The sequence below is a fragment of the Streptomyces sp. NPDC000404 genome, assembly GCF_040300365.1.
GTDB lineage: Bacteria > Actinomycetota > Actinomycetes > Streptomycetales > Streptomycetaceae > Streptomyces > Streptomyces ramulosus.
This window is the reverse complement of the sequence record NZ_JBEPDN010000002.1, coordinates 12,354-33,185: the sequence shown is the minus strand read 5'-3', so window position 1 is coordinate 33,185 and position 20,832 is coordinate 12,354. Positions and strand designations below refer to the sequence as shown.

Below are 20,832 nucleotides of genomic sequence, written 5' to 3'. Positions count from 1 at the left end.
GTAAGGAGGTGTGGAGCGACTGTTGCCGCCTACTGCTACGTCAACGACCGCTCCTTCATGTTCACTGCTGCAGCTGGCTGCTCGCTGCACGGGGCTTCCTCCCCGGCTGCCTGACTGTATGCCGTGAGAGGAAAATCCACGCTGATTCGATCCGTGATGCCCAGCTGCGCCTTTTCGGCACCCCATGATGGGGTGCCCTGAGCGCCAGTTGTCTCTGCTGCAGATCGATGCGCGCCTAGATTTCCGGCATGAATAATTTAACGCTACGAAGGTGATATTGCATGGCTCGTCCTCCGGCGCTGAAGCTAGTTGAGGTTCTGGCGGAAATCCGTATAAGCTCGTCGGCTTTCTACAGAATGCGTGCTCGCGGGCAAGCGCCCCGCATGATCAAGTTGCCCAATGGTGAACTCCGGTGCCGTCGCGCCGACCTGGATTCTTGGTGGGAAGCCTGCGAGAGGGGCTCTGGCATTTGGCGATGAGCTACAACGTCCGCTTCTGGGACATACGCGAGCGCCCCGATCGGCGCAAGCCTTTTATGGTCCGGTGGACGGTCAATGGGCGTGAAAAATCAGAGTCCTTCATGACCTTCGGGCTCGCCGACAGCAGGCGTTCAAAGCTGATGACGGCGGCGCGTGACGGTGAGCCCTTCGATGAGCACACGGGTCTGCCGGCGTCCGAGTTGCGAGCTATCAAGCAGCGGACGACGTGGTACGACCTTGCCCACGAATACCTCGACCAGCGGTGGGACCGCACCCCAGGAAACACCCGCCGCACCCTGGCCGATGCATTCGCCACCATCACGCCTGCCCTGGTGCACCCTGGCGCGACCTATCCGGAGCCACGGGTACTGCGGCGCGCCCTGTACTCGTGGGCGTTCAACAAGAACGCATGGGGCCAAGAGCCGCAAGAGGAGTGGCGGAAGGCCCTGGACTGGTTGAAGCGGAACTCCTTGCCCGTCGCTGCTCTCGCGGAAGCAGATGTGCTGCGACGGGCACTGGACGCCCTGTGTCGCAAGCTTGATGGCAAGGCAGCTGCAGCCAAGACGGCACGGCGCAAACGAGCTGCGTTCAACGAAGTGCTCAACACCGCAGTGGAGAAAGGTTACTTCGCGGAGAACCCACTCAACGGGCTCAAGTGGAACGCTCCGGCGGTCAACGAGGAGGTGGACCCGGCCGCAGTTCCCAACCCGGCCCAGGCCGCCCGGCTTCTCACGGCGGTCGCTCGGCAGCGCGGGCGCGGCCCTCACCTGGAGGCGTTCTTCGGCTGCATGTACTACGCGGCGATGCGACCGGCGGAGGTCATTCACCTCCAGCTCGAACAGTGCCATCTGCCCGAGACCGGATGGGGGATGCTCAACCTGTCAGGTGGCGTCATCACCGCGGCAAAGAGTGGATGGACAATGGCGCGGTGCACGAGGTGCACTCACTCAAGCGCCGCGCGGCTACCGCGACCCGGCCTGTGCCCATCCCACCGCAGTTCGTGAGCATGCTCCGTGCGCACATCGAACGGTTCGGCGTGACGCCTGACGGACGACTATTCCGGAACCAGGCTGGCAACTATGTGGACGCCGCCGCGTATGGCACGACGTGGGCGCGAGCGCGGAAGGATGCCCTGACTCGCACCGAACTCGCCTCCAGCCTGGCCAAGCGGCCCTACGACCTTCGACACGCCGGGATCTCGTTCTGGCTGTACTCCGGTGTGGACCCGGCCGAATGCGCTCGCCGCGCGGGCCAGAGCATCGAAGTCCTCTTCCGTCACTACGCCAAGTTCCTGGACGGGGTGCGGGAGCGGGCCAACCGCCTCATCGAGCAGTCGATGGAGGAGTGGGATCGCGTCAGCCGGGGCGCGGCGCCTGAGGGGTGAGTGGGGGCTTTGGTCCGTGACTGGTCCGGAACAACTGGTCAGGATCGGGATAGCGGTGGGAGGAACTGGGAGTTACGGCGTGAATCGGGCCTTGCTCTGAGCGGGCCGAGGGAGAGGCGCCTGACGGGCAAAAGCCCAGGTCAGGCGCCTCTTTCCGTAGGTCTAGAAGAACCCCAGCTTCTTCGGTGAGTACGACACGAGGAGGTTCTTCGTCTGCTGGTAGTGATCCAGCATCATCTTGTGGTTCTCGCGGCCGATGCCGGACTGCTTGTAGCCGCCGAAGGCGGCGTGGGCCGGGTAGGCGTGGTAGCAGTTGGTCCATACCCGGCCCGCCTGGATGGCGCGGCCCGCGCGGTAGGCGGTGGAGCCGTCGCGGGTCCAGACGCCGGCGCCGAGGCCGTAGAGGGTGTCGTTGGCGAGGGTGACGGCGTCGTCGAAGTCGGCGAAGGGGGCGACGGCCACGACGGGGCCGAAGATCTCTTCCTGGAAGACGCGCATGGCGTTGTTGCCCTCGAAGACGGTCGGGCGGACGTAGTAGCCGCCCTCCAGTTCGCCGCCGAGTTCGGCGCGGGCGCCGCCGGTGAGGACGCGGGCGCCTTCCTGACGGCCGATGTCCAGGTAGGAGAGGATCTTCTCCAGCTGGTCGTTGGACGCCTGCGCGCCGACCATGGTGTCGGTGTCGAGCGGATGGCCCTGGACGATCTTCTCGGTGCGGGCCACGCCCGCCGCGAGGAAGTCCTGGTAGTGGCCGCGCTGGATCAGGGCGCGGGACGGGCAGGTGCAGACCTCGCCCTGGTTGAGGGCGAACATCGTGAAGCCCTCCAGCGCCTTGTCGAGGAAGTCGTCGGCGGCCGAGGAGACGTCGTCGAAGAAGATGTTGGGGCTCTTGCCGCCCAGTTCGAGGGTGACCGGCCGCAGGTTCTCCGAGGCGTACTGCATGATCAGGCGGCCGGTGGTGGTTTCGCCGGTGAACGCGACCTTCGCCACCCGGGGGCTGGAGGCCAGCGGCTTGCCCGCCTCGGCGCCGAAGCCGTTGACGATGTTGACGACGCCCGGCGGCAGCAGGTCCGCGATCAGGCTCATCAGGAAGTGCACCGAGACGGGCGTCTGCTCGGCGGGCTTCAGGACCACCGCGTTGCCCGCGGCGAGCGCGGGCGCCAGCTTCCACGTCGCCATCAGGATCGGGAAGTTCCACGGGATGATCTGCGCGACGACGCCCAGCGGTTCGTGGAAGTGGTACGCGACGGTGTCCGCGTCGATCTCGGAGAGGGTGCCCTCCTGGGCGCGGATCGCGCCGGCGAAGTAGCGGAAGTGGTCGATGGCCAGCGGGATGTCGGCGGCCAGCGTCTCGCGGACCGGCTTGCCGTTCTCCCAGCTCTCGGCGACGGCCAGCTCCTGGAGGTGGGCCTCCATCCGGTCCGCGATGCGGCTGAGGATCACGGCACGTTCGGCGGGCGAGGTGCGGGCCCAGCCGGGGGCCGCCGCGTGCGCCGCGTCCAGGGCGCGTTCGACGTCCTCGGCGGTGCCGCGCGCCACCTCGGTGAAGGGCTGGCCGTTCACCGGCGTCGGGTTCTCGAAGTACCGGCCCTGTGCGGGCGCGACGTACTCGCCGCCGATCCAGTGGTCGTACCGGCTCCGGTAGGACATCACGGCATCGGCGGAACCGGGGTGGGCAAAGCGGGCCATGGCACGGCCTCCCAATCGCTCGGCGCGGTGCCCTCCGCTTCCCTGCGGAGGACGGTGCGCGCACGGTAGGGCGGGGGAGGTTGCCGCAACGTTGCGCGGTGGGGGAGGACGGACGGCCGGGGGCGTGCGCTCCCGGCCCCGGACACGTATCGCGTCCTACCGCCCCGCCATCCCGTACGCCTCCCGCAGCCGCCGTACCGCGGCCCGGGCCCGTGCGTGTCCCGGGGCGTGCGGCGGGAGTGCGTCGGCCAGCGCCTCCCAGACCTCCAGGTCGTCCTCGCCCCACGGCGCACCGGCCCACTGCCGCAGCGCCTCCGGATCGCCGCAGGTCAGCAGGGTGCGCCGGAGTCGTGCCTCCAGGGTGTCCCGCAGCCGGCGTACGCCGGGGGCGTCGGACAGCGGGAGCAGCGGGCCCGGGTAGCCGTCGAGCGCCGCCGACGGATCGCCGGACGTCAGGGCGGCGCCGACCGCGGCGGCATCGGTGTCGGCGGGGCGCCGCAGCCGGTACGGGCGGGAGGCGAGCAGCGGACCCACGAGGTGCCGCAGCCGGGAGAGTTCGGCCCGGAGCGTCACCGGGCGCACCTCCCGCTCGCCGTACAGCAGCAACGCCAGCTGATCGCCCGTCAGGCCGTCGGGGTGATGGGCGAGCAGCACCATGATCTCGCTGTGCCGCCGCCCCAGCCGCAGCCGCCGGCCGTCCACCACCAGCAGCGCCTCGTCGCGGCCGAGCGCCGTGAGGAACACGCCGGGCTGCGGCGGGCACGCGGCGAGGTGCGCCTCGGCGGCGCGCGCGGTGGCCTGGACGAGGGCGAGGCTGTGCGGGTGGGCGAGATGATCGCCGCCCGTGATGTCGACCGCGCCCAGCAGCCGCCCGGTGCGCCGGTCGTGCAGCGGCGCCGCGGCGCAGGTCCAGCGCTGCACCCGCCGGTTGTAGTGCTCCGCCGCGAAGATCTGGACCGCGTGGTCGGCGGCGAGCGCGGTGCCGGGCGCGTTGGTCCCGGCGTGCCGCTCGTCCCAGCGCGCCCCGACCACGAAGTTCATCCGCTCCGCGCGCCGCCGCACGCCCGGGTGGCCCTCGACCCACAGCATCCGGCCCTGCGCGTCGCAGACGGCCAGCAGATGCGCCCCGTCCTGCGCGGTGGTGCCCAGCAGCTCCCGGAAGACGGGCAGGGCGCGGGCCAGCGGATGGCCCTCGCGGTGGGCGCGCAGCGCCTCGCCGTCCAGCTCCACCGGGACCGTGCCCTCGGGCGCCGCACGGGCGTCGGCCGAGCGCCGCCAGGAGTCGGCGACCACCGGGCGCACCGGCGGCGCCACCGGCCCGCCCGCGAGGAACGTCTCGTGCGCCCGCCGCAGGGAGGCGATCCGTGCCGCGGGATCCGCGCCCGCCTCCAACGCCAGCCAAGGATTGACCACGTACCACCTCTCCGTGCGGCGCCGCCCCGTACGCCGATCGTCCGGGAACGCGGCGGCGCCGTAAACCCCCATGCGGGTGAGGACGGCGCCGGGCGCGGACCGGGGGAGGCGCAGGCCGCCGTGCCCGCGCCCGGCGCACTCCCGCCCCAGAACATGACGCTCTGTCATACTGCCGGGAATTTACGGCAGTTGCAGATGAGAGCGGATTGTGAACAAGACCCAACAGCGTGGACGGAGCGCCTGCACCACCGACCGTTCACAGGCGCGTCGGCGGGACCTCATAGCCGTCGGACGGAAGCTGTTCGCCGACACGTCGTACGACGCCCTCTCCATGGACGACATCGCCCGGCACGCGGGCGTCGCCAAGGGCCTGATCTACTACTACTTCACCAACAAACGCGGCTACTACCTCGCGATCATCGAGGACGCCGTGGCCCAGCTCGCCGAGCGGGCCGGCGCCGCCCAGGAGCTGCCGCCCTACGACCGCGTACGTCACACCGTCGACGGCTACCTCCGCTACGCCCAGCACCACCAGGCCGCCTACCGGGCCATCGTCACCGGCGGCGTCGGCTTCGACGCGGAGGTCCAGGCGATGCGGGACGCGGTCCGCACCCGGATGCTCGCCACCCTCGCGCACTGCGCCTGGGGCCGCGAGGACCTGCCCGAACTCGCCCGTACGCTGCTGATCGGCTGGCTGAGCGGCGTCGAGGGCGTCACCCTGCACTGGATCGGGGAACAGCGGCTGCCGCGCGAAACGGTCTGCGCGCTGCTGGTGCGCGGGCTGGGGGACACCCTGCGCCTGATCGCGGAGCACGAACCGGACTGCCCGGCGCCGCCGGCCGGCTGAGCCCGGACGCGCGCGAAGGGCGGGAGGCCGCAGCCTCCCGCCCTCGTGCACCACCCCGCGAGGTGTTACTTGATCGCCTTGATCAGCTCACCGTTGGCGGTGTCACCGCTCAGCTCCCAGAAGAACGTGCCGCCCATGCCCTGCTCGTTCTTGAAGGCCATCTTCCCGGCGATGGTCTCCGGGGTGTCGTAACTCCACCACTGGTCCCCGCACTTGGCGTACGCGGTGCCGGCGACCTTGCCGGTGGCCGGGCACCGGTCCTTGAGGACCTTGTAGTCGTCGATCCCGGCCTCGTACTTGCCCGGGGCCGCGCCGGTCGCGGTGCCACCCGGCTTGTCGTCGCTCACGCCCTGCCAGCCGCGGCCGTAGAACCCGATGCCCAGCAGCAGCTTGTCCGCCGGAATGCCGGCCTTCTTCAGCTTGGCCGTGGTGTCGGTCGTGTTGAACCCGGCCTTCGGGATGCCGTCGTACGAGGTCAGCGGGGAGTGCGGAGCGGTCGGCCCCTTGGCGTCCCACGCGCCGAAGTAGTCGTACGTCATCGGGTTGTACCAGTCGACGTACTGGGCGGCGCCGGCGTAGTCCGCCTTGTCCAGCTTGCCGCCGTCGGAGGCGTCCGCGCTGATGGCCGCGGTCACCAGCTCGTCCTTGCCGAACTCCTCGCGCAGCGCCTTCAGCACGTTGGTGAGGGCGTCCTTGCCGCTGGTGTCGCAGGTCAGACCGCAGTCGTTGGGGTACTCCCAGTCGATGTCGATGCCGTCGAAGACATCGGCCCAGCGGGGGTCCTCGACCATGTCGTGGCAGGACTTGGCGAACGCCGCCGGGTTCTTGGCCGCCTCGCCGAAGCCGCCGGACCAGGTCCAGCCGCCGAACGACCAGATGACCTTGAGGTTCGGGTGCAGCTTCTTCAGCTTGCGCAGCTGGTTGAAGTTGCCGCGCAGCGCACCGTCGTCCCAGGTGTCGGCCTTGCCGTCGACGCTCTGGTCGGCGGTGTACGCCTTGTCGTAGTCGGCGTAGGCGTCACCGATGGCGCACTTGCCGCCGGTGACGTTGCCGAAGGCGTAGTTGATGTGCGTCAGCTTGTCGGCCGAGCCGGACGTCTCGATGTTCTTGACGTGGTAATTCCGGTCGTAGACACCCCAGTTGGTGAAGTATCCGACGACCTTGTCGCCCGCGGCGGTGGTGGTCTTCGCCGCCGTCGTCGCCGTGGCGGCCGCCGGGTGTGCGGCGGTGGGGGCGCCGGGCGGGGCGGCGAGCGCCTGGCCCGCGAGCAGGGAGCCGGAGAGCGCCACCGTACACAGGGCGGTGGTGACGGCCAGGGCTCGCGATCGTCCACGGTGCGGTCTGAGCATGTCTTCTCCTCGGAGGGGGGACGAGGGGCGGGATGCGACCTGCGTTCCGAACGGTCCAAAACGCGTGGGGCGTTGGGGAGAAGCTAGATGGACTAGACCAGTGCGTCAATGGTTCGGACCAATTTCGCGGCGGGTTCATCTGCCTGCGCAAAGATCATCCCCCTCCGCCAACCCGTGACGCCAGGCCGCCGATCGGGCATACTCCAAGCGCCACAGTCGCAGGTCATCGCGTTCCGAGACCCGGAGGGCAATCATCGGCTGGGCACCCGGAAGACGGCACCGCCGCCCACCCCACGCGTGCGGGGCCGCCAGCGCCCGATACGGAGGAGAGCGCCGCCATGACCGAGTACGGCCCCCGCCCTGTGGACCGCATTCTGCCGACCGAGGAAGCCCATGACCTGCTGACGCTCGTCAGGGACCTCGCCGAGCGGGAGATCGCCCCGAGCGCCGCCGAGGAAGAGGAGGCCGGACGCTTCCCGCGCGCGGTCTTCACCCTGCTCTCCGAATCCGGCCTGCTCTCCCTGCCGTACGCCGAGGAGTTCGGCGGCGGCGAGCAGCCCTACGAGGTCTACCTCCAGGTCCTGGAGGAGCTGGCGGCCGTCCGCCTCACCGTCGGGCTCGGCGTCAGCGTCCACACCCTTGCCTGTCATGCCCTTGCCGGGTTCGGGACCAAGGAGCAGCGCGCCGCGCATCTGCCCGCCATGCTCGGCGGCGGACTCCTCGGCGCCTACTGCCTCTCCGAGCCCTCCTCGGGCTCCGACGCCGCCTCCCTGACCACCCGCGCCGTCCGCGACGGCGACGACTGGATCCTCAGCGGCACCAAGGCGTGGATCACCCACGGCGGCGTGGCCGACTTCTACACCGTCCTCGCCCGCACCGGCGACAACGGCGCCCGCGGCATCACCGCCTTCCTCGTCCCCGGCGACGCCGAGGGCCTCTCCGCCGCCGCGCCCGAGCGCAAGATGGGCATGAAGGGCTCGCCCACCGCCCAGCTGCACTTCGACGGCGTACGCGTCGGCGACGACCGACGCCTGGGCGAGGAGGGCCAGGGCTTCACCATCGCGCTCGCCGCCCTGGACTCCGGCCGCCTCGGCATCGCCGCCTGCGCCATCGGTGTCGCCCAGGCAGCTCTGGACGCCGCGCTCGGATACACCTTGGAGCGGCGGCAGTTCGGCCGCCCGATCGCCGACTTCCAGGGCCTGCGCTTCCTGCTCGCCGACATGGCCACCCAGATCGAGGCGGGCCGTGCGCTCTACCTCGCCGCGGCCCGGCTGCGCGACGCGGGCCGGCCGTTCTCCAAGGAGGCGGCGATGGCCAAGCTCTTCTGCACCGACACCGCGATGCGGGTGACCACCGACGCCGTCCAACTCCTGGGCGGCTACGGCTACACCCAGGACTTCCCCGCCGAGCGCTACATGCGTGAGGCGAAGGTCCTCCAGATCGTCGAGGGCACCAACCAGATCCAGCGGATGGTCATCGCCCGCCACCTGGCCGGACCGGAATCGCGCTGACCCGCCCGGGGCGAACCCGCCCCGCCCTCAAGCCGGTACGGGCCCGCCTCGCGACGAGGGGCGGGCCTTTTCCGTACCCCGCAGGGGCTTTCGCGCCGTGCGGGTGCGGACATGAAAGAACCCGGACCGGTCGTACCGGCCCGGGGACACGTAAGGAGGAGCGGAGGGAGCGTCGGACCCCCTCGCTCCGGGCGCCGTCGGGGCGGGCGCCGATCGCCGTCGTGCCGCGTCGTCAGGCGCGGCGCATCCGCGGCACCCGGGGCGCACCGGATCCGTCGCCGCCGATGTGCGAGAACGGCTGACGGCGCCAGTCCAGGCTCTCCGGCAGCGTCAACAGGACGGCCGCGTCCTGCTCATGGGCGTCCAGCGCGTCCGGCGTCTGCGCGGCGTCGCTCACCGGCCGCCCCGAACCCTGGCAGACCGTCAGGCCGAACGGGTTCCACGGTGAGGGGCACAGCGCGTGCTCGGGCAGGCTGTCCTCCTCGGCGAGCAGCGCGATGGGCTGCCCGCAGTCCGGGCACGCGACCCGGAAGATGTCGTAGGTGTCGAACTCGTCCGGATCGTCGTCCTCGACGAAGCCGGGACTGTCGCCGTCGGTGGTGCCGACTCGGGTCGCAGTGGTGTCCTGTTTGATGCGTCGCAAGGTGTCCATCCCCCTCGGGTGGGCCGCTCGGCCGCCGCTCCTGTGACGGGCGGTCCGGGCCACCACCAGCAATTCCCCTTATGCCGCGCGCATAATCGCCGCCGCCCTCCGGACAGTGGAGCGCGCCTGTGGCGTTCGTCACATGAACGGCGCGCGGGGGTGTCCACAACCCGGCGCGCGGTGCGCGGGGACGCACCGGCACAGTAAGTTGAACGGGTGGAGGAGTTGGACCGACGAATCGTGGATCTGCTCGTCAAGGACGGGCGGATGAGCTACACCGACCTGGGCAAGGCCACCGGCCTGTCCACCTCGGCGGTGCACCAGCGGGTGCGTCGCCTGGAGCAGCGCGGGGTGATCCGCGGCTATGCCGCGATCGTGGACCCGGAGGCGGTGGGGCTGCCGCTGACCGCCTTCATCTCGGTCAAACCCTTCGACCCCAGCGCCCCCGACGACATCGCCGAGCGCCTCGCGGACGTCCCCGAGCTGGAGGCGTGCCACAGCGTCGCCGGCGACGAGAACTACATCCTCAAGGTCCGCGTCGCCACCCCGCTGGAGCTGGAGCACCTGCTCAGCCGCATCCGCAGCCTGGCCGGCGTCTCGACCCGCACCACCGTCGTCCTGTCCACCCCGTACGAGGCCCGGCCGCCCCGTATCTGAGGCCGCGTGCGGGCGGGGCGGTGCGGGCCGGTTCCGCGCCGCCGCCCCGCTCCCGGGCCCGTCCGGCCGGGGCGCCTTCCCCGCCGCGCCGCGCCTTTCCCCACCCCGCGCACCGGCCCCGGCCCGGCAGGGGCGAAACTGTCCGGTATGAGCGAGCGCATCCCCGATCCGGCCCGTCCCCGTACCGTCCTGCTGCGTGGCGGGGAGGTGCACAGCCCCGCCGACCCCTTCGCCACCGCCATGGTGGTGGAGGGCGACAGCATCGCGTGGGTGGGGGAGGAGGGCGCCGCCGACTCCTTCGCCGACGGCGTCGACGAGGTGATCCACCTCGACGGTGCGCTCGTCACCCCGGCGTTCACGGACGCACATGTGCACACCACCGCCACCGGCCTCGCCCTCACCGGCCTCGACCTCGCCCCGGCCACCCACCTCGCCGACGCGCTCACCCGCGTCCGCGCCCACGCCGCGGCCCGCCCGCACGACCGGGTCCTCCTCGGCCACGGCTGGGACGCCACCGCCTGGCCCGAGGGCCGCCCGCCGTCCCGCGTCGAACTCGACGAGGCCACCGGTGGCCGTCCCCTCTACCTCACCCGCGTCGACGTGCACTCCGCCGTCGTCACCACCGCCCTGCTCGACCTCGTCCCCGACCTGCGTGACCTGGCCGGATTCCACCTCGACGCCCCGCTGACCGGCGACGCCCACCACGCCGTGCGCCAAGCCGCGTACGCCACGCTCACCCCCGCGCAGCGCGCCGACGCGCAGCGGGCCGCGCTCGCCCGGGCCGCCTCGCTCGGCATCGGCAGCGTCCACGAGTGCGCGGGCCCGGAGATCTCCGGCGAGGACGACTTCACCGCCCTGCTCGCCCTCGCCGCCGAAGGCAACGGCCCGCGCGTCGTCGGCTACTGGGCCGAACTGGTCGCATCCGCAAAGGAAGCCGACCGCATCCGCGAACTGGGCGCCCTCGGCGCCGCGGGCGACCTCTTCGCCGACGGCTCCCTCGGCTCGCACACCGCCCACCTCCACGTGCCCTACGCCGACGCCGGCCACACCGGCACCGCCCACCTCGACGCCGAGGCCGTCGCCGCCCACGTCGCGCACTGCACCGAGGCCGGGCTCCAGGCGGGCTTCCACGCCATCGGCGACGCGGCCCTGACCACCGTCACCGACGGCGTCCGGGCCGCCGCCGACCGCGTCGGTCTCGCCCGCGTCCGCGCCGCCCGCCACCGCGTCGAACACGCCGAGATGCTCACCGAACGCACCCTCGCCGCCTTCGCCGACCTGGCCCTGACCGCCTCCGTCCAGCCCGCCTTCGACGCGGCCTGGGGCGGCGCCGAGGGCATGTACGCCACCCGCCTCGGCGCCGACCGCGCCCGCACCCTCAACCCGTACGCGGCGCTGCTCAAGGCCGGGGTGCCGCTCGCCCTCGGCTCCGACAGCCCCGTCACGCCCCTCGACCCCTGGGGCACGATCCGCGCCGCGGTCTTCCACCGCACCCGGGCGCACGGCATCTCCGCCCGCGCCGCCTTCACCGCCCACACCCGCGGCGGCTGGCGCGCCATCGGCCGCGACGACGCCGGCGTGCTGGTCCCCGGCGCCCCCGCCGACTACGCCGTCTGGCGCGCCGGGGACCTGGTCGTCCAGACCCCCGACGAGCGCGTCGAGCGCTGGTCGACCGATCCCCGCTCCGGCACCCCGGGCCTGCCCGACCTCAGCCCGGACCGTCCGCTGCCGGTCTGCCTGACCACCGTCGTCGCCGGACGTACCGTCTTCGCGCGGCCGAACGAGTGACTTCCCGCGGCCGCCGCCGTGCGCGGCGGCCGCACCGCATGCCCCTGCCCCGACTGGGATCGGCGGCCACCGGTCCGGCGGGACGGTGAAAAGGCCCCGGATGTGGCGGCTGTTGACAGCAGGCGGTCGGCGGCCGGTAGGTTCGGCCGAGTCCACCACAGGACGTCCGGCCGGGAGATTCCGTACCGTCGTCGGCCGCGGCTGGGCCACGGGCGGTGTGCCGGGACCGGACGCCGTCACTGTGAGCCAGGTCCAGCACCAGCGGCACGAGACGCGGAAACGCTCCGGCCGGAGGGGTCCCTCCCGGCTCCCCGGAGACCGGGAGGACGGTGCGACCCGGGTGGGGCCCGGACGCTCAGTAGACAACGGCTCTCGGTCGACCCGCAGCCAGCGGGCCCCAGGTCGGCCCGAAGGGCGCCGGGCCCCTATCCGCACCGCCCCACCCGGCGCCGTGGACCGCCCGCCGCCCCCGGCACCCCGCACCCGCCGCCCCGGCCTTCCGATGTACGGTCACCTCACCACCCGCTCGACCTGCAGGAAGGCGCGACCGTGCCCCCGGGCTCCTCCGACACCACCGAAGCCGCGGCCGACCGCGACGCGGCCGACGGCTCCGCGCCGCCGTCCGCGCCCGAGGCGGCACCGCCACGCCCCGGCCGGTGGCGCCGCCTCGGCGCCCTCGCCCGCCGCACGGCCCCGCGCACCGCGCTCGCCGCCTGCGCCGGCATCGCCCTCGGCCTCGCCTTCCCGCCCTACGGCCTGTGACCGCTCTCGCTGGTCGCGGTCGCCGCGCTGGCGCTGCTGGTCCGCGGCCGGAGCGCCGCCCAGGGCGCCTGGCTCGGCCTCGTCCTCGGCCTGCCGTTCTTCCTGCTGCTGCTCAAGTGGCTGCATGTCGTCGGCTGGGACGCCGTCGTCGGGCTGTCGCTGGCCGAGGCGCTGTTCCTGGCGCTGCTCGGCGCCGCGCTCGCCCGCGTCTCCCGGCTGCCGTGGTGGCCGTTGTGGGGCGCCTGTCTGTGGGTCGCCGAGGAGTGCGCCCGCGACCGGCTTCCGTTCGGCGGCTTCCCCTGGGGGCGCCTCGCGTTCGCGAACACCGGCTCGCCGTTCACCCCGCTCGCCGCGCTGGGCGGCGCACCGCTGGTGACCTTCGCGGTGGCGCTGACCGGCGGCCTGCTGGCGGCCTGTGCCGCCGGGCTGTGGGGGCTGCGCTCCGGCGGGACGCTGCGCCGCGCGCTGCCCGCCGTGGAGGCGTTCGGCCTCGCCGCGGCGCTCACCGCCGCCGGCACGCTGGTCCCCGTACCGACCGAGGCCGACGACAGCGTCGACATCGCGGTCGTCCAGGGCAACGTCCAGCAGCCCGGTATGGACTTCCTCGGCCGCCCGATGCAGATCCTCGACAACCACGCCCGGGCCACCGAGCAGCTGGCCGCCGACGTCCGGGCCGGCCAGGCGCACAAGCCCGACCTGGTCATCTGGCCGGAGAACGCCTCCGACCTCGACCCCTTCCGCTTCCCGCAGGCCCGCGACCGCATCGACGAGGCGGTCCGCGCCATCGGCGTGCCGGTGCTCGTCGGCGCCCTCGTCGACCACCCCACCAAGCCCGGGTACGTCTTCAACGAGGGCATCGTCTGGGACCCGGCCAAGGGCCCCGGCGCCTCGTACACCAAGCAGCACCCGGTGCCGTTCGGCGAGTACGTGCCGTTCCGCGAACAGCTCAGCAAGATCATCACGCGGTTCCAGCGGGTGCCGCGCGACTTCTACCCCGGCGACCACACCGGCGTCCTGAAGGTCGGGCCCGCCCGGCTCGGCGACGTCATCTGCTTCGAGGTCGCCTACGACGGGATCGTCCACGACACCGTGGGCGCCGGGGCCCGGGCCCTGGTGATCCAGACCAACAACGCGACCTACGGCGGCACCGGGCAGCCCGAGCAGCAGCTGGCGATGTCCAAGCTGCGCGCCGTCGAGCACGGCCGGGCCGTCGTCACCGCCGCCACCAGCGGAATCAGCGCGGTGGTCGCGCCGGACGGAAAGATCGTCCGGAAGATTCCCGAATTCACCCAGGGCGTCGTCTCCGCACGCATCCCGCTGCGGGACGAAACGACGCTCGCCGACCGCGCGGGTGCGGCGCCCGAGTGGACGCTCGCTATCGTGGGCCTCCTGTCCTGCGTCGCGTCCCCTCTGATCGGCCGGCGCGGGCGACCGAAGGACGAGAAGGGGCAGCAGTGACAGACGGCGGTCAGCGGCAGTACGGTCCGCTCGGCACCACCTTGGTGATCATCCCGACGTACAACGAGGCGGAGAACGTCAAGCCGATCGTCGAGCGGGTACGGTCCGCCGTCCCCGAGGCGCATGTGCTCGTCGCGGACGACAACAGCCCGGACGGCACCGGCAAGCTCGCCGACGAACTGGCGGCCGTGGACGACCACGTCCATGTGCTGCACCGCAAGGGCAAGGAAGGGCTCGGCGCCGCCTATCTCGCCGGCTTCCGCTGGGGCGTCGAGCACGACTACGGCGTCCTCGTCGAGATGGACGCCGACGGCTCCCACCAGCCGGAGGAGCTGCCGCGGCTGCTCACCGCGCTCAAGGGCGCCGACCTGGTGCTCGGCTCACGCTGGGTGCCCGGCGGCCGGGTGGTGAACTGGCCGAAGTCCCGCGAATTCCTCTCCCGCGGCGGCTCCACCTACTCCCGGCTGCTGCTCGACGTGCCGATCCGCGACGTGACCGGCGGCTTCCGCGCCTTCCGCGTGGACGCCCTCGACCGGCTGGGACTGGACGAGGTGGCCTCCCAGGGCTACTGCTTCCAGGTCGACCTCGCCCGCCGCGCGGTCAAGGCCGGGCTGCACGTCGTCGAGGTGCCGATCACCTTCGTCGAGCGGGAGCGCGGCGACTCCAAGATGAGCCGGGACATCGTCGTCGAGGCGCTGTGGCGGGTCACCGCCTGGGGCGTCGGCTCCCGCCTGGACAAGATCCGCGGGAAGTGACGCCCGGCCGCCCCGAGGTGATCGCTTCGGCGACCCTCCGGGGCGGTCCGGGCGGGCGGCCAGGCACACTTGAGGCATGACGTTCGGAGCCACGCCCACGCCACCGTCCCGCCCGCCCCGGCGCTCCGCCGCCCGCCGCTTCCTGCCGCTCGCGGTGATCGTCTGGCTGGTCCTGGAGTTCTGGCTGCTCCGGCTGGTGGCCGAGGCGGCCGGCGGCTGGACGGTCTTTCTGCTGCTGGTCGCCGGAGTGGTCGCGGGCAGCTGGGTGATCAAGCGGGCGGGCCGCCGGGCCTGGCGCCGGCTGGCCGACTCGGTGCAGTCCGGTACGCCGCCCGAGCCCGCCAAGGACGGCGGCAACTCCCTGCCGATGCTCGGCGGACTGCTGCTGATCCTCCCCGGCATGGTCTCCGACGTGCTGGGCCTGCTCTGCCTCTTCCCGCCGACCGGCAAGCTGCTCCGCCGCCGCGCCGAAAAGCTGCTGACCCGCCGCGCCGCGCAGCCGGCGCCCGGCTCCCTCGGCGACGCCTTCCAGCAGGCGCGGATGCACCGGCCCGACGGCAAGGTCGTCCAGGGTGAGGTCATCCGCGACGACGAGCCGCCGCGCCCGCCCCGCCAGGACCCGCCGCTGACCCGCTGACCCGCTGACCCGCTGAGCCCGCGCCGCGACGCCGCCGACGGGCCCGGGACGCGGGGGAGCGGGCCCGCCCCGGCGGCGCCGCGGCGGCCAGGACATGCACGAGGGCCGGTGCCACCGAGTGGTGGCACCGGCCCTCGTGGTGCTGCTGTGGTGCGCTACTGCGTCGGGAAGTCCGGTCGTCAGGCGGACTTGCGGTTGCTGTCGCGCGGATGCACGGCGATGTTCATGGTGCCGGAGCGCAGGACGGCCAGCCGTTCGGCCAGCACCTCCTCGAGCTCCTCGCGGGTGCGGCGCTCCATGAGCATGTCCCAGTGCGTACGCGCGGGCTTACCCTTCTTTTCCTCCGGGCCGTCGCCATCCACCAGAAGCGAGGGTGCGCCACATACCTTGCACTCCCACTCCGGCGGAATCTCGGCCTCAACCGAGAACGGCATCTCAAATCGATGTCCGTTCTGGCATGCGTACTCCACCGCCTGGCGCGGGGCCAGGTCGATGCCGCGGTCGGTCTCGTAGCTGGTCACCACGAGTCGCGTGCCGCGGAGAGCTCGCTCACTCATGAATCGTGCCTCCCGGGCTTGTCGCCCACAGGACAGGTGTCGCTGTCGTCGTCATCAGGTCAACGTCCGGTCGGCGGTGAAGATTCCCGAATCCGGGATGGATGCGCCCGCCCGTCACCGACCACCGTTCCTGACGGAGGCGCCGTACGCCGCTGCTCACCTTCACCACTCGCCCGCCTCCGCCGTGACGGAGACGCTGCGCGCCGCTGCCTACCTTCGTGCCGCCCCTTGTTGTACCCACCAGTGCCGGTTTTGTCACATCTGACAGGAGATGTCACCCAGCGCCCACTTTTCTTGAACGCGCAGTAACGGTCCGCCTGGTGAGCCAAAGGCGTATACTACCGCGCCACCTCCGCCGAAACTAAATCCGGTCCGGTACGGGATTCCCCGCCGCCGCCACGGCCCGCCGCATCGGGACCCGCGCCAGCAGCACGAACCCCACCACGAAGAACACCCCCAGCGACGCGATGGCCAGCCGGTAGCTCCCCGACAGCTGGTACGCCACCCCGAACACCAACGGCCCCAGCCAGCTCACGCCCCGGTCGCTGATCTCGTACGCGGAGAAGTACTCCGCCTCCTTGCCGCGCGGCACCACATGCGAGAAGAGCGAGCGCGAAAGCGCCTGACTGCCGCCCAGAACCAGGCCGATGGCCGCGGCCAGCACGTAGAACCACGCCGGCTCGCCCGGCGGCAGCGCGCACCCCGCGGCGATCGTCGCCGTCCACGCCACCAGCGAACCCAAAACCGTGCGCTGCGCCCCGTACCGCCGGGCCAGCCGCCCCATCACCAGCGCCCCGGCCGCCGCCAGCACCTGCACCAGCAGGACCGAGACGATCAGCGTCGTCTGGTCGAGGCCCAGCTCCTGCGAGCCGTAGACGGACGCCTGGGTGATGACCGTCTGCACGCCGTCGTTGTAGACGAGATACGCGAGCAGGAAGGCGAGGGTCAGCGGATGGGCGCGCATGTCGCGGAGCGTGGCGCGCAGCTGCGCCAGGCCCTGGCCGAGCGCCGCGGGCCGCTCCGGCGAGGGGCGGTCCGCCGCCCGGTCCGGCCGGCGGTCCCGCAGTCTGCGCAGCGGAATGACCGAGAACAGCCCCCACCACAGGCCGGATGACGCCAGACAGATGCGGATCGCGGCGCCCTCGGTCAGGCCGAAGGAGGCGTGGGCGCCGTACAGCACCAGATGGGCGACGAGCGCCAGCCCGGCCGCCGCGTAGCCGAACGCCCAGCCGCGGGTGGAGACCGCGTCGCGCTCCTCGGGCCCGGCGATCTGCGGCAGATAGGAGTTGTAGAGCATCATCGAGACCACGAACGCGACGTTCGCGACGATCAGCAGCGCCCCGCCCAGCAGATAGCGCGTGCCCTCCAGCCAGAACATCCCGGCCGTCGCCATCGAGCCGGTCACCGTGCAGAGGCCGAGCAGCGGCTTCTTGCGGCCCGTCCGGTCGGCCACCGCCCCGGCCAGCGGCATCGCCAGCACCGACAGCAGCAGCGACGCCGAGACGGTGTACGCGAAGAACGAGCCGGGGCGCACCGGTATCCCGAGCGGGTGGACGAAACCGTCCGGACCCGCGGCGGACTGCGCGACCGAGGTCAGATACGGGCCCAGGAAGACCGTCAGCACGGTCGTGGAGTAGACGCTGTTGGCCCAGTCGTACCAGTACCAGCCGCGCTGTTCGCGGCGGAGCGCGGCGCGCTGCGTTCCTTGATCGTCCACGGTCGGTGCGTGCACCGCCCACCCCCGTTCCTCCCCCGGCGGCGCGACCGGGCGCCGGGGGTCAGATCCAGGCGTTCCGTCCGGTCAGCACCGCACGCAGTGTGTCGATGTGATCGGTCATGATGCCATCGACACCAAGATCCAACAGTGCCGCCATCCGGCCGGGATCGTTCACCGTCCACACATGCACCTGCAACCCCAGCGCATGCGCCGCGCGGACGAACCGCCGGTCCGCCACCGGGATGCCCGCCTGCCGCTCCGGCACCTGGACGCACACCGCGCTGCGCCGCACCGCCGCGCCCAGCAGCCGGTCCAGCGGCAGCGGCGCCGGGCCCAGCGAGCGCAGCCGCAGCCCGGCCACGCCCCGGGTGCCCAGCGACGTCGCCAGCCGCGCCCCGGCCCGCCGCTGCGCCCGCGCCACCCGCGCCTCGGAGAACGACCCGACGCAGACCCGGTCCCAGGCGTTCGCCCGCCGCACCAGCTCCACCAGCGGCTCCAGCGCCGCCTCCGCCTTCAGGTCGACGTTCCAGCGCGCCTCGGGGAACTCCGCCAGCAGCTCCTCGAAGAGCGGCAGCGGCTCCCGCCCGGCCACCTTGGCGCTGCGCACGGCCCGCCACGGCAGCTCCCCGATCGCGCCCCGCCCGTCGGTGACCCGCTCCAGCGTCGCGTCGTGGAACGCCACCAGCTTCCCGTCCGAGGTGGCGTGCACATCGGTCTCCAGGTAGCGGTAGCCGGCCGCGACCGCGCGCCGGAACGCCGCGGCGGTGTTCTCCAGGCCGCCCGCCGCCCCGCCGCGATGGGCGAACGGCAGCGGCGCGGGGTGGTCGAGGTAGGGGTGGCGGGGGCGTATCGCAGGGGTCACTCGGACATTGTCGCCGGTGCCGCCGGGGCGTCGCCGCCCGCCACCACCCGCGACGGCTCCGCCGGCAGCCCCTTGACCGCGAACCGGCGCAGGAAGAACTGCGCCAGCGGGCCGATCGCCAGCGCGTACAGCACGGTGCCCGCGCCGACCGAGCCGCCGAGCAGGAAGCCCACCGCCAGCACGGTCACCTCGATGCAGGTGCGCACCAGCCGCAGCGGGCGTCCGGTGCGCCGGTGCAGTCCGGTCATCAGGCCGTCGCGCGGTCCGGGGCCGAACCGCGCCGAGATGTACAGACCGGTCGCCGCGCCGTTGACCAGCACCGCGAGGAAGAGCAGCGGGATGCGGGCGGCCAGCGCCTGCGGCGTGGGGACGAGCGACAGCGTCGCGTCCATGACCAGGCCCAGCACGATCACGTTGGAGATCGTGCCGAGCCCCGGACGCTGCCGCAGTGGGATCCACAGCAGCAGGACCAGCGCGCCGGTGAGGATGGTGACCGTCCCCATCGACAGCCCGGTGTGCAGCGAGATGCCTTGGTTGAGCACGCTCCACGGCTCCAGACCGAGCCCGGCGCGCAGCTGGAGCCCCATGCTCACGCCGTAGAGCACCAGACCCGTGTAGAGCTGCACGAGCCGGCGCGGCAGAAAAGTACCCGGCTTCTTGTGCGCCTCGTCGATGGACAAGGACTTTCCTCCTCCTGGCAGGATTGGACCGACGCGTGCCACGATGTGGCAGGCTGGCACAGGTGATCGAGAGCCAATCCCGGAAAGGTGGACTGCAATCATGGCGCAGTGGACTTCGGCGGTGGGTGCTCAGCAACTCGCCCGGCTGCTCCGGTCGCAGGATCCCAGGACCGCCGAACTGACCGCCGCCGGGCGCCGGTTGCCCGCCTACCGCAGCCTCGCCGACGGCGTCCGCCTGCTCGTCCTCGAAGGGCGCATCCCGGTCGCCGCCCGGCTGCCCGCCGAACGCGAACTGGCCGGCGCCCTCGGCGTCAGCCGCACCACCGTCGCCGCCGCCTACGAGGCGCTGCGCGCCGAAGGCTTCCTGGAGTCCCGCCGCGGCTCCGGCAGCTGGACCGCCGTACCGGCCGGGAACCCGCTGCCCACCCGCGGTCTTGAGCCGCTGCCGCCGGAGGCCGGCGGATCCATGATCGACCTGGGCTGCGCGGCGCTCCCGGCCCCGGAGCCCTGGCTGACCCGCGCCGTCCAGGGCGCCATGGCCGACCTGCCGCTCTACGCCCACACCCACGGCGATTACCCCGCGGGCCTGCCCGTCCTGCGCCAGGCGCTCGCCGACCGCTACACCGCCCGCGGCATCCCCACCATGCCCGAGCAGATCATGGTCACCACGGGCGCGATGGGCGCCGTCGCCGCCATCTGCAAGCTCTGCACGAGCCCCGGCGAACGCGTCGCCGTCGACTCCCCGTCGTACGCCAACATCCTCCAGCTGATGCGGGACGCGGGCGCCCGGCTGGTGCCGGTGGCGCTCACCGAGCGGCTGGGCGGCTGGGACATCCCGGCCTGGCGCCAGGTGATGCGGGACGCCGCGCCGCGCATGGCGTACGTCGTCGCCGACTTCCACAACCCCACCGGCACCCTCGCCACCGAGGACCAGCGCCGCCGCATGGTGGACGCGGCCCGCGCGGCCGGCACGCTCCTCGTCGTCGACGAGACCATGACCGAACTGCGGCTGGACGACGACCTTGAGCCGCCGCGCCCGGTCTGCGCGTTCGACCCGGCGGGCAGCTCCGTCATCACCGTCGGCTCGGCGAGCAAGGCGTTCTGGGCCGGGATGCGGATCGGCTGGGTGCGTGCCGCGCCCGATCTGATCCGCAGCCTGGTCGCCGCCCGCGCCTACTCCGACCTGGGCTCACCCGTCCTGGAACAGCTCGCCATCGCCTCGCTGCTGGAGTCCGGCGGCTGGGAGGAGGCGGTCGTCATCCGCCGCGACGAGGCCCGCCGCAACCGCGACGCGATCGTCGGCGCGCTGCGCCGCGCGCTGCCCGACTGGGAGTTCACCGTCCCGCACGGCGGCCTCACGCTCTGGGTCCGCACCGGCGGCCTGTCCGGCTCCCGGATCGCCGAGGCGGGGGAGCGGCTGGGCGTCCGGGTGCCGTCCGGGCCGCGGTTCGGTGTCGACGGCGCCTTCGAGGGGTACGTACGGCTGCCGTTCACGGTCGGCGGCGCGGTCGCCGAGGAGGCCGCCGACCGGCTGGCGCACGCGGCCCGGCTGGTGGCCGGCGGCCACACCACCGGGGTGGAGACGGTGCGGACGCTGGTCGCCTGAGCCGGCGGCCGTCGCCTCGCGCCGTCCGGCGTCCCGTCACC

At 72.6% G+C, this 20,832-nt stretch carries 18 protein-coding genes and 1 pseudogene; 11 read left to right on the top strand and 8 right to left on the bottom strand.

All coding sequences use genetic code 11. The features are described from left to right. Nucleotides 1-281: 281 nt before the first annotated feature. The 3 genes from ABT345_RS03335 to ABT345_RS03325 are packed head-to-tail and all read left to right on the top strand — an operon-like array spanning nucleotide 282 to nucleotide 1,863. Nucleotides 282-479, top strand: coding sequence for a helix-turn-helix transcriptional regulator (locus ABT345_RS03335; RefSeq protein WP_345081141.1), 198 nt, complete (start codon nucleotides 282-284; stop codon nucleotides 477-479). Next, a complete protein-coding gene (locus ABT345_RS03330; protein ID WP_345081139.1) occupies nucleotides 476-1,483 on the top strand; it encodes a site-specific integrase in 1,008 nt (335 codons plus the stop codon). The genes ABT345_RS03335 and ABT345_RS03330 overlap by 4 nt, the downstream gene beginning before the upstream one ends. Then, entirely contained in the window at nucleotides 1,480-1,863 is a 384-nt protein-coding gene (locus ABT345_RS03325; RefSeq protein ID WP_345081136.1) for a hypothetical protein, read from the top strand. Before ABT345_RS03330 ends, ABT345_RS03325 begins: the two co-directional genes overlap by 4 nt. Nucleotides 1,864-2,025: 162 nt before the next feature. On the opposite strand, the gene exaC is transcribed toward ABT345_RS03325, so the two are convergent. Together exaC and ABT345_RS03315 are read right to left on the bottom strand one after the other, a co-directional pair. Then, entirely contained in the window at nucleotides 2,026-3,549 is a 1,524-nt protein-coding gene (exaC, locus tag ABT345_RS03320) for an acetaldehyde dehydrogenase ExaC (RefSeq protein WP_345081133.1), read from the bottom strand. Between the two features lie 156 nt (nucleotides 3,550-3,705). Continuing rightward, on the bottom strand, nucleotides 3,706-4,962 hold the full coding sequence (locus tag ABT345_RS03315) for a GAF domain-containing protein (RefSeq protein WP_345082499.1): 1,257 nt from the start codon (nucleotides 4,960-4,962) through the stop codon (nucleotides 3,706-3,708). Between the two features lie 208 nt (nucleotides 4,963-5,170). Here ABT345_RS03315 and ABT345_RS03310 point away from each other — a divergent pair, with 208 nt between their 5' ends. Continuing rightward, on the top strand, nucleotides 5,171-5,809 hold the full coding sequence (locus tag ABT345_RS03310) for a TetR/AcrR family transcriptional regulator (RefSeq protein ID WP_345081130.1): 639 nt from the start codon (nucleotides 5,171-5,173) through the stop codon (nucleotides 5,807-5,809). 65 nt (nucleotides 5,810-5,874) lie between these two features. Here the strand turns inward: ABT345_RS03310 and ABT345_RS03305 are convergent, their stop codons facing one another. Further along, on the bottom strand, nucleotides 5,875-7,158 hold the full coding sequence (locus ABT345_RS03305) for a glycoside hydrolase family 18 protein (RefSeq protein WP_345081127.1): 1,284 nt from the start codon (nucleotides 7,156-7,158) through the stop codon (nucleotides 5,875-5,877). Between the two features lie 338 nt (nucleotides 7,159-7,496). Between ABT345_RS03305 and ABT345_RS03300 the strand changes: the two genes are divergently transcribed. Continuing rightward, the gene (locus tag ABT345_RS03300) at nucleotides 7,497-8,669 is read left to right on the top strand and encodes an acyl-CoA dehydrogenase family protein (protein WP_345081123.1); all 1,173 of its coding nucleotides are present in this window, start codon (nucleotides 7,497-7,499) and stop codon (nucleotides 8,667-8,669) included. 232 nt (nucleotides 8,670-8,901) lie between these two features. Here the strand turns inward: ABT345_RS03300 and ABT345_RS03295 are convergent, their stop codons facing one another. Continuing rightward, on the bottom strand, nucleotides 8,902-9,321 hold the full coding sequence (locus tag ABT345_RS03295) for a hypothetical protein (RefSeq protein ID WP_345081120.1): 420 nt from the start codon (nucleotides 9,319-9,321) through the stop codon (nucleotides 8,902-8,904). A gap of 207 nt (nucleotides 9,322-9,528) precedes the next feature. Between ABT345_RS03295 and ABT345_RS03290 the strand changes: the two genes are divergently transcribed. The 5 genes and pseudogenes from ABT345_RS03290 (at nucleotide 9,529) to fxsA (ending at nucleotide 15,369) form a co-directional block, all read left to right on the top strand. Then, nucleotides 9,529-9,969: an Lrp/AsnC family transcriptional regulator gene (locus ABT345_RS03290; protein WP_030288641.1), complete on the top strand. Its 441-nt coding sequence runs from the start codon at nucleotides 9,529-9,531 to the stop codon at nucleotides 9,967-9,969. Nucleotides 9,970-10,116: 147 nt separating this feature from the next. Then, on the top strand, nucleotides 10,117-11,757 hold the full coding sequence (locus ABT345_RS03285) for an amidohydrolase (RefSeq protein ID WP_345081117.1): 1,641 nt from the start codon (nucleotides 10,117-10,119) through the stop codon (nucleotides 11,755-11,757). Between the two features lie 549 nt (nucleotides 11,758-12,306). Next, nucleotides 12,307-13,977: pseudogene (lnt, locus tag ABT345_RS03280) on the top strand (apolipoprotein N-acyltransferase). Then, the gene (locus ABT345_RS03275) at nucleotides 13,974-14,732 is read left to right on the top strand and encodes a polyprenol monophosphomannose synthase (RefSeq protein WP_345081111.1); all 759 of its coding nucleotides are present in this window, start codon (nucleotides 13,974-13,976) and stop codon (nucleotides 14,730-14,732) included. The pseudogene lnt and the gene ABT345_RS03275 overlap by 4 nt, the downstream one beginning before the upstream one ends. A gap of 76 nt (nucleotides 14,733-14,808) precedes the next feature. After that, nucleotides 14,809-15,369 (top strand): FxsA family membrane protein, encoded by a 561-nt coding sequence (gene fxsA, locus ABT345_RS03270; RefSeq protein WP_345081108.1) that lies wholly within the window; start codon nucleotides 14,809-14,811, stop codon nucleotides 15,367-15,369. Between the two features lie 179 nt (nucleotides 15,370-15,548). Here fxsA and ABT345_RS03265 read toward each other — a convergent pair whose 3' ends face one another. From ABT345_RS03265 to yczE, 4 genes are all read right to left on the bottom strand, one after another. Beyond that, nucleotides 15,549-15,926, bottom strand: coding sequence for an RNA polymerase-binding protein RbpA (locus tag ABT345_RS03265; protein WP_026170122.1), 378 nt, complete (start codon nucleotides 15,924-15,926; stop codon nucleotides 15,549-15,551). A 361-nt stretch (nucleotides 15,927-16,287) separates the two neighbouring features. Continuing rightward, nucleotides 16,288-17,658: an MFS transporter gene (locus ABT345_RS03260; protein WP_386458485.1), complete on the bottom strand. Its 1,371-nt coding sequence runs from the start codon at nucleotides 17,656-17,658 to the stop codon at nucleotides 16,288-16,290. A 46-nt stretch (nucleotides 17,659-17,704) separates the two neighbouring features. After that, the gene (locus ABT345_RS03255; protein ID WP_345081102.1) at nucleotides 17,705-18,505 is read right to left on the bottom strand and encodes a glycerophosphodiester phosphodiesterase family protein; all 801 of its coding nucleotides are present in this window, start codon (nucleotides 18,503-18,505) and stop codon (nucleotides 17,705-17,707) included. Beyond that, complete coding sequence (gene yczE / locus ABT345_RS03250) at nucleotides 18,502-19,092, bottom strand: membrane protein YczE (RefSeq protein ID WP_345082495.1); 591 nt, start codon at nucleotides 19,090-19,092, stop codon at nucleotides 18,502-18,504. Before yczE ends, ABT345_RS03255 begins: the two co-directional genes overlap by 4 nt. Before the next feature lie 193 nt (nucleotides 19,093-19,285). Between yczE and ABT345_RS03245 the strand changes: the two genes are divergently transcribed. Continuing rightward, nucleotides 19,286-20,791, top strand: coding sequence for an SCO1417 family PLP biosynthesis transcription factor (locus ABT345_RS03245; protein WP_345081100.1), 1,506 nt, complete (start codon nucleotides 19,286-19,288; stop codon nucleotides 20,789-20,791). Nucleotides 20,792-20,832 lie beyond the last annotated feature (41 nt).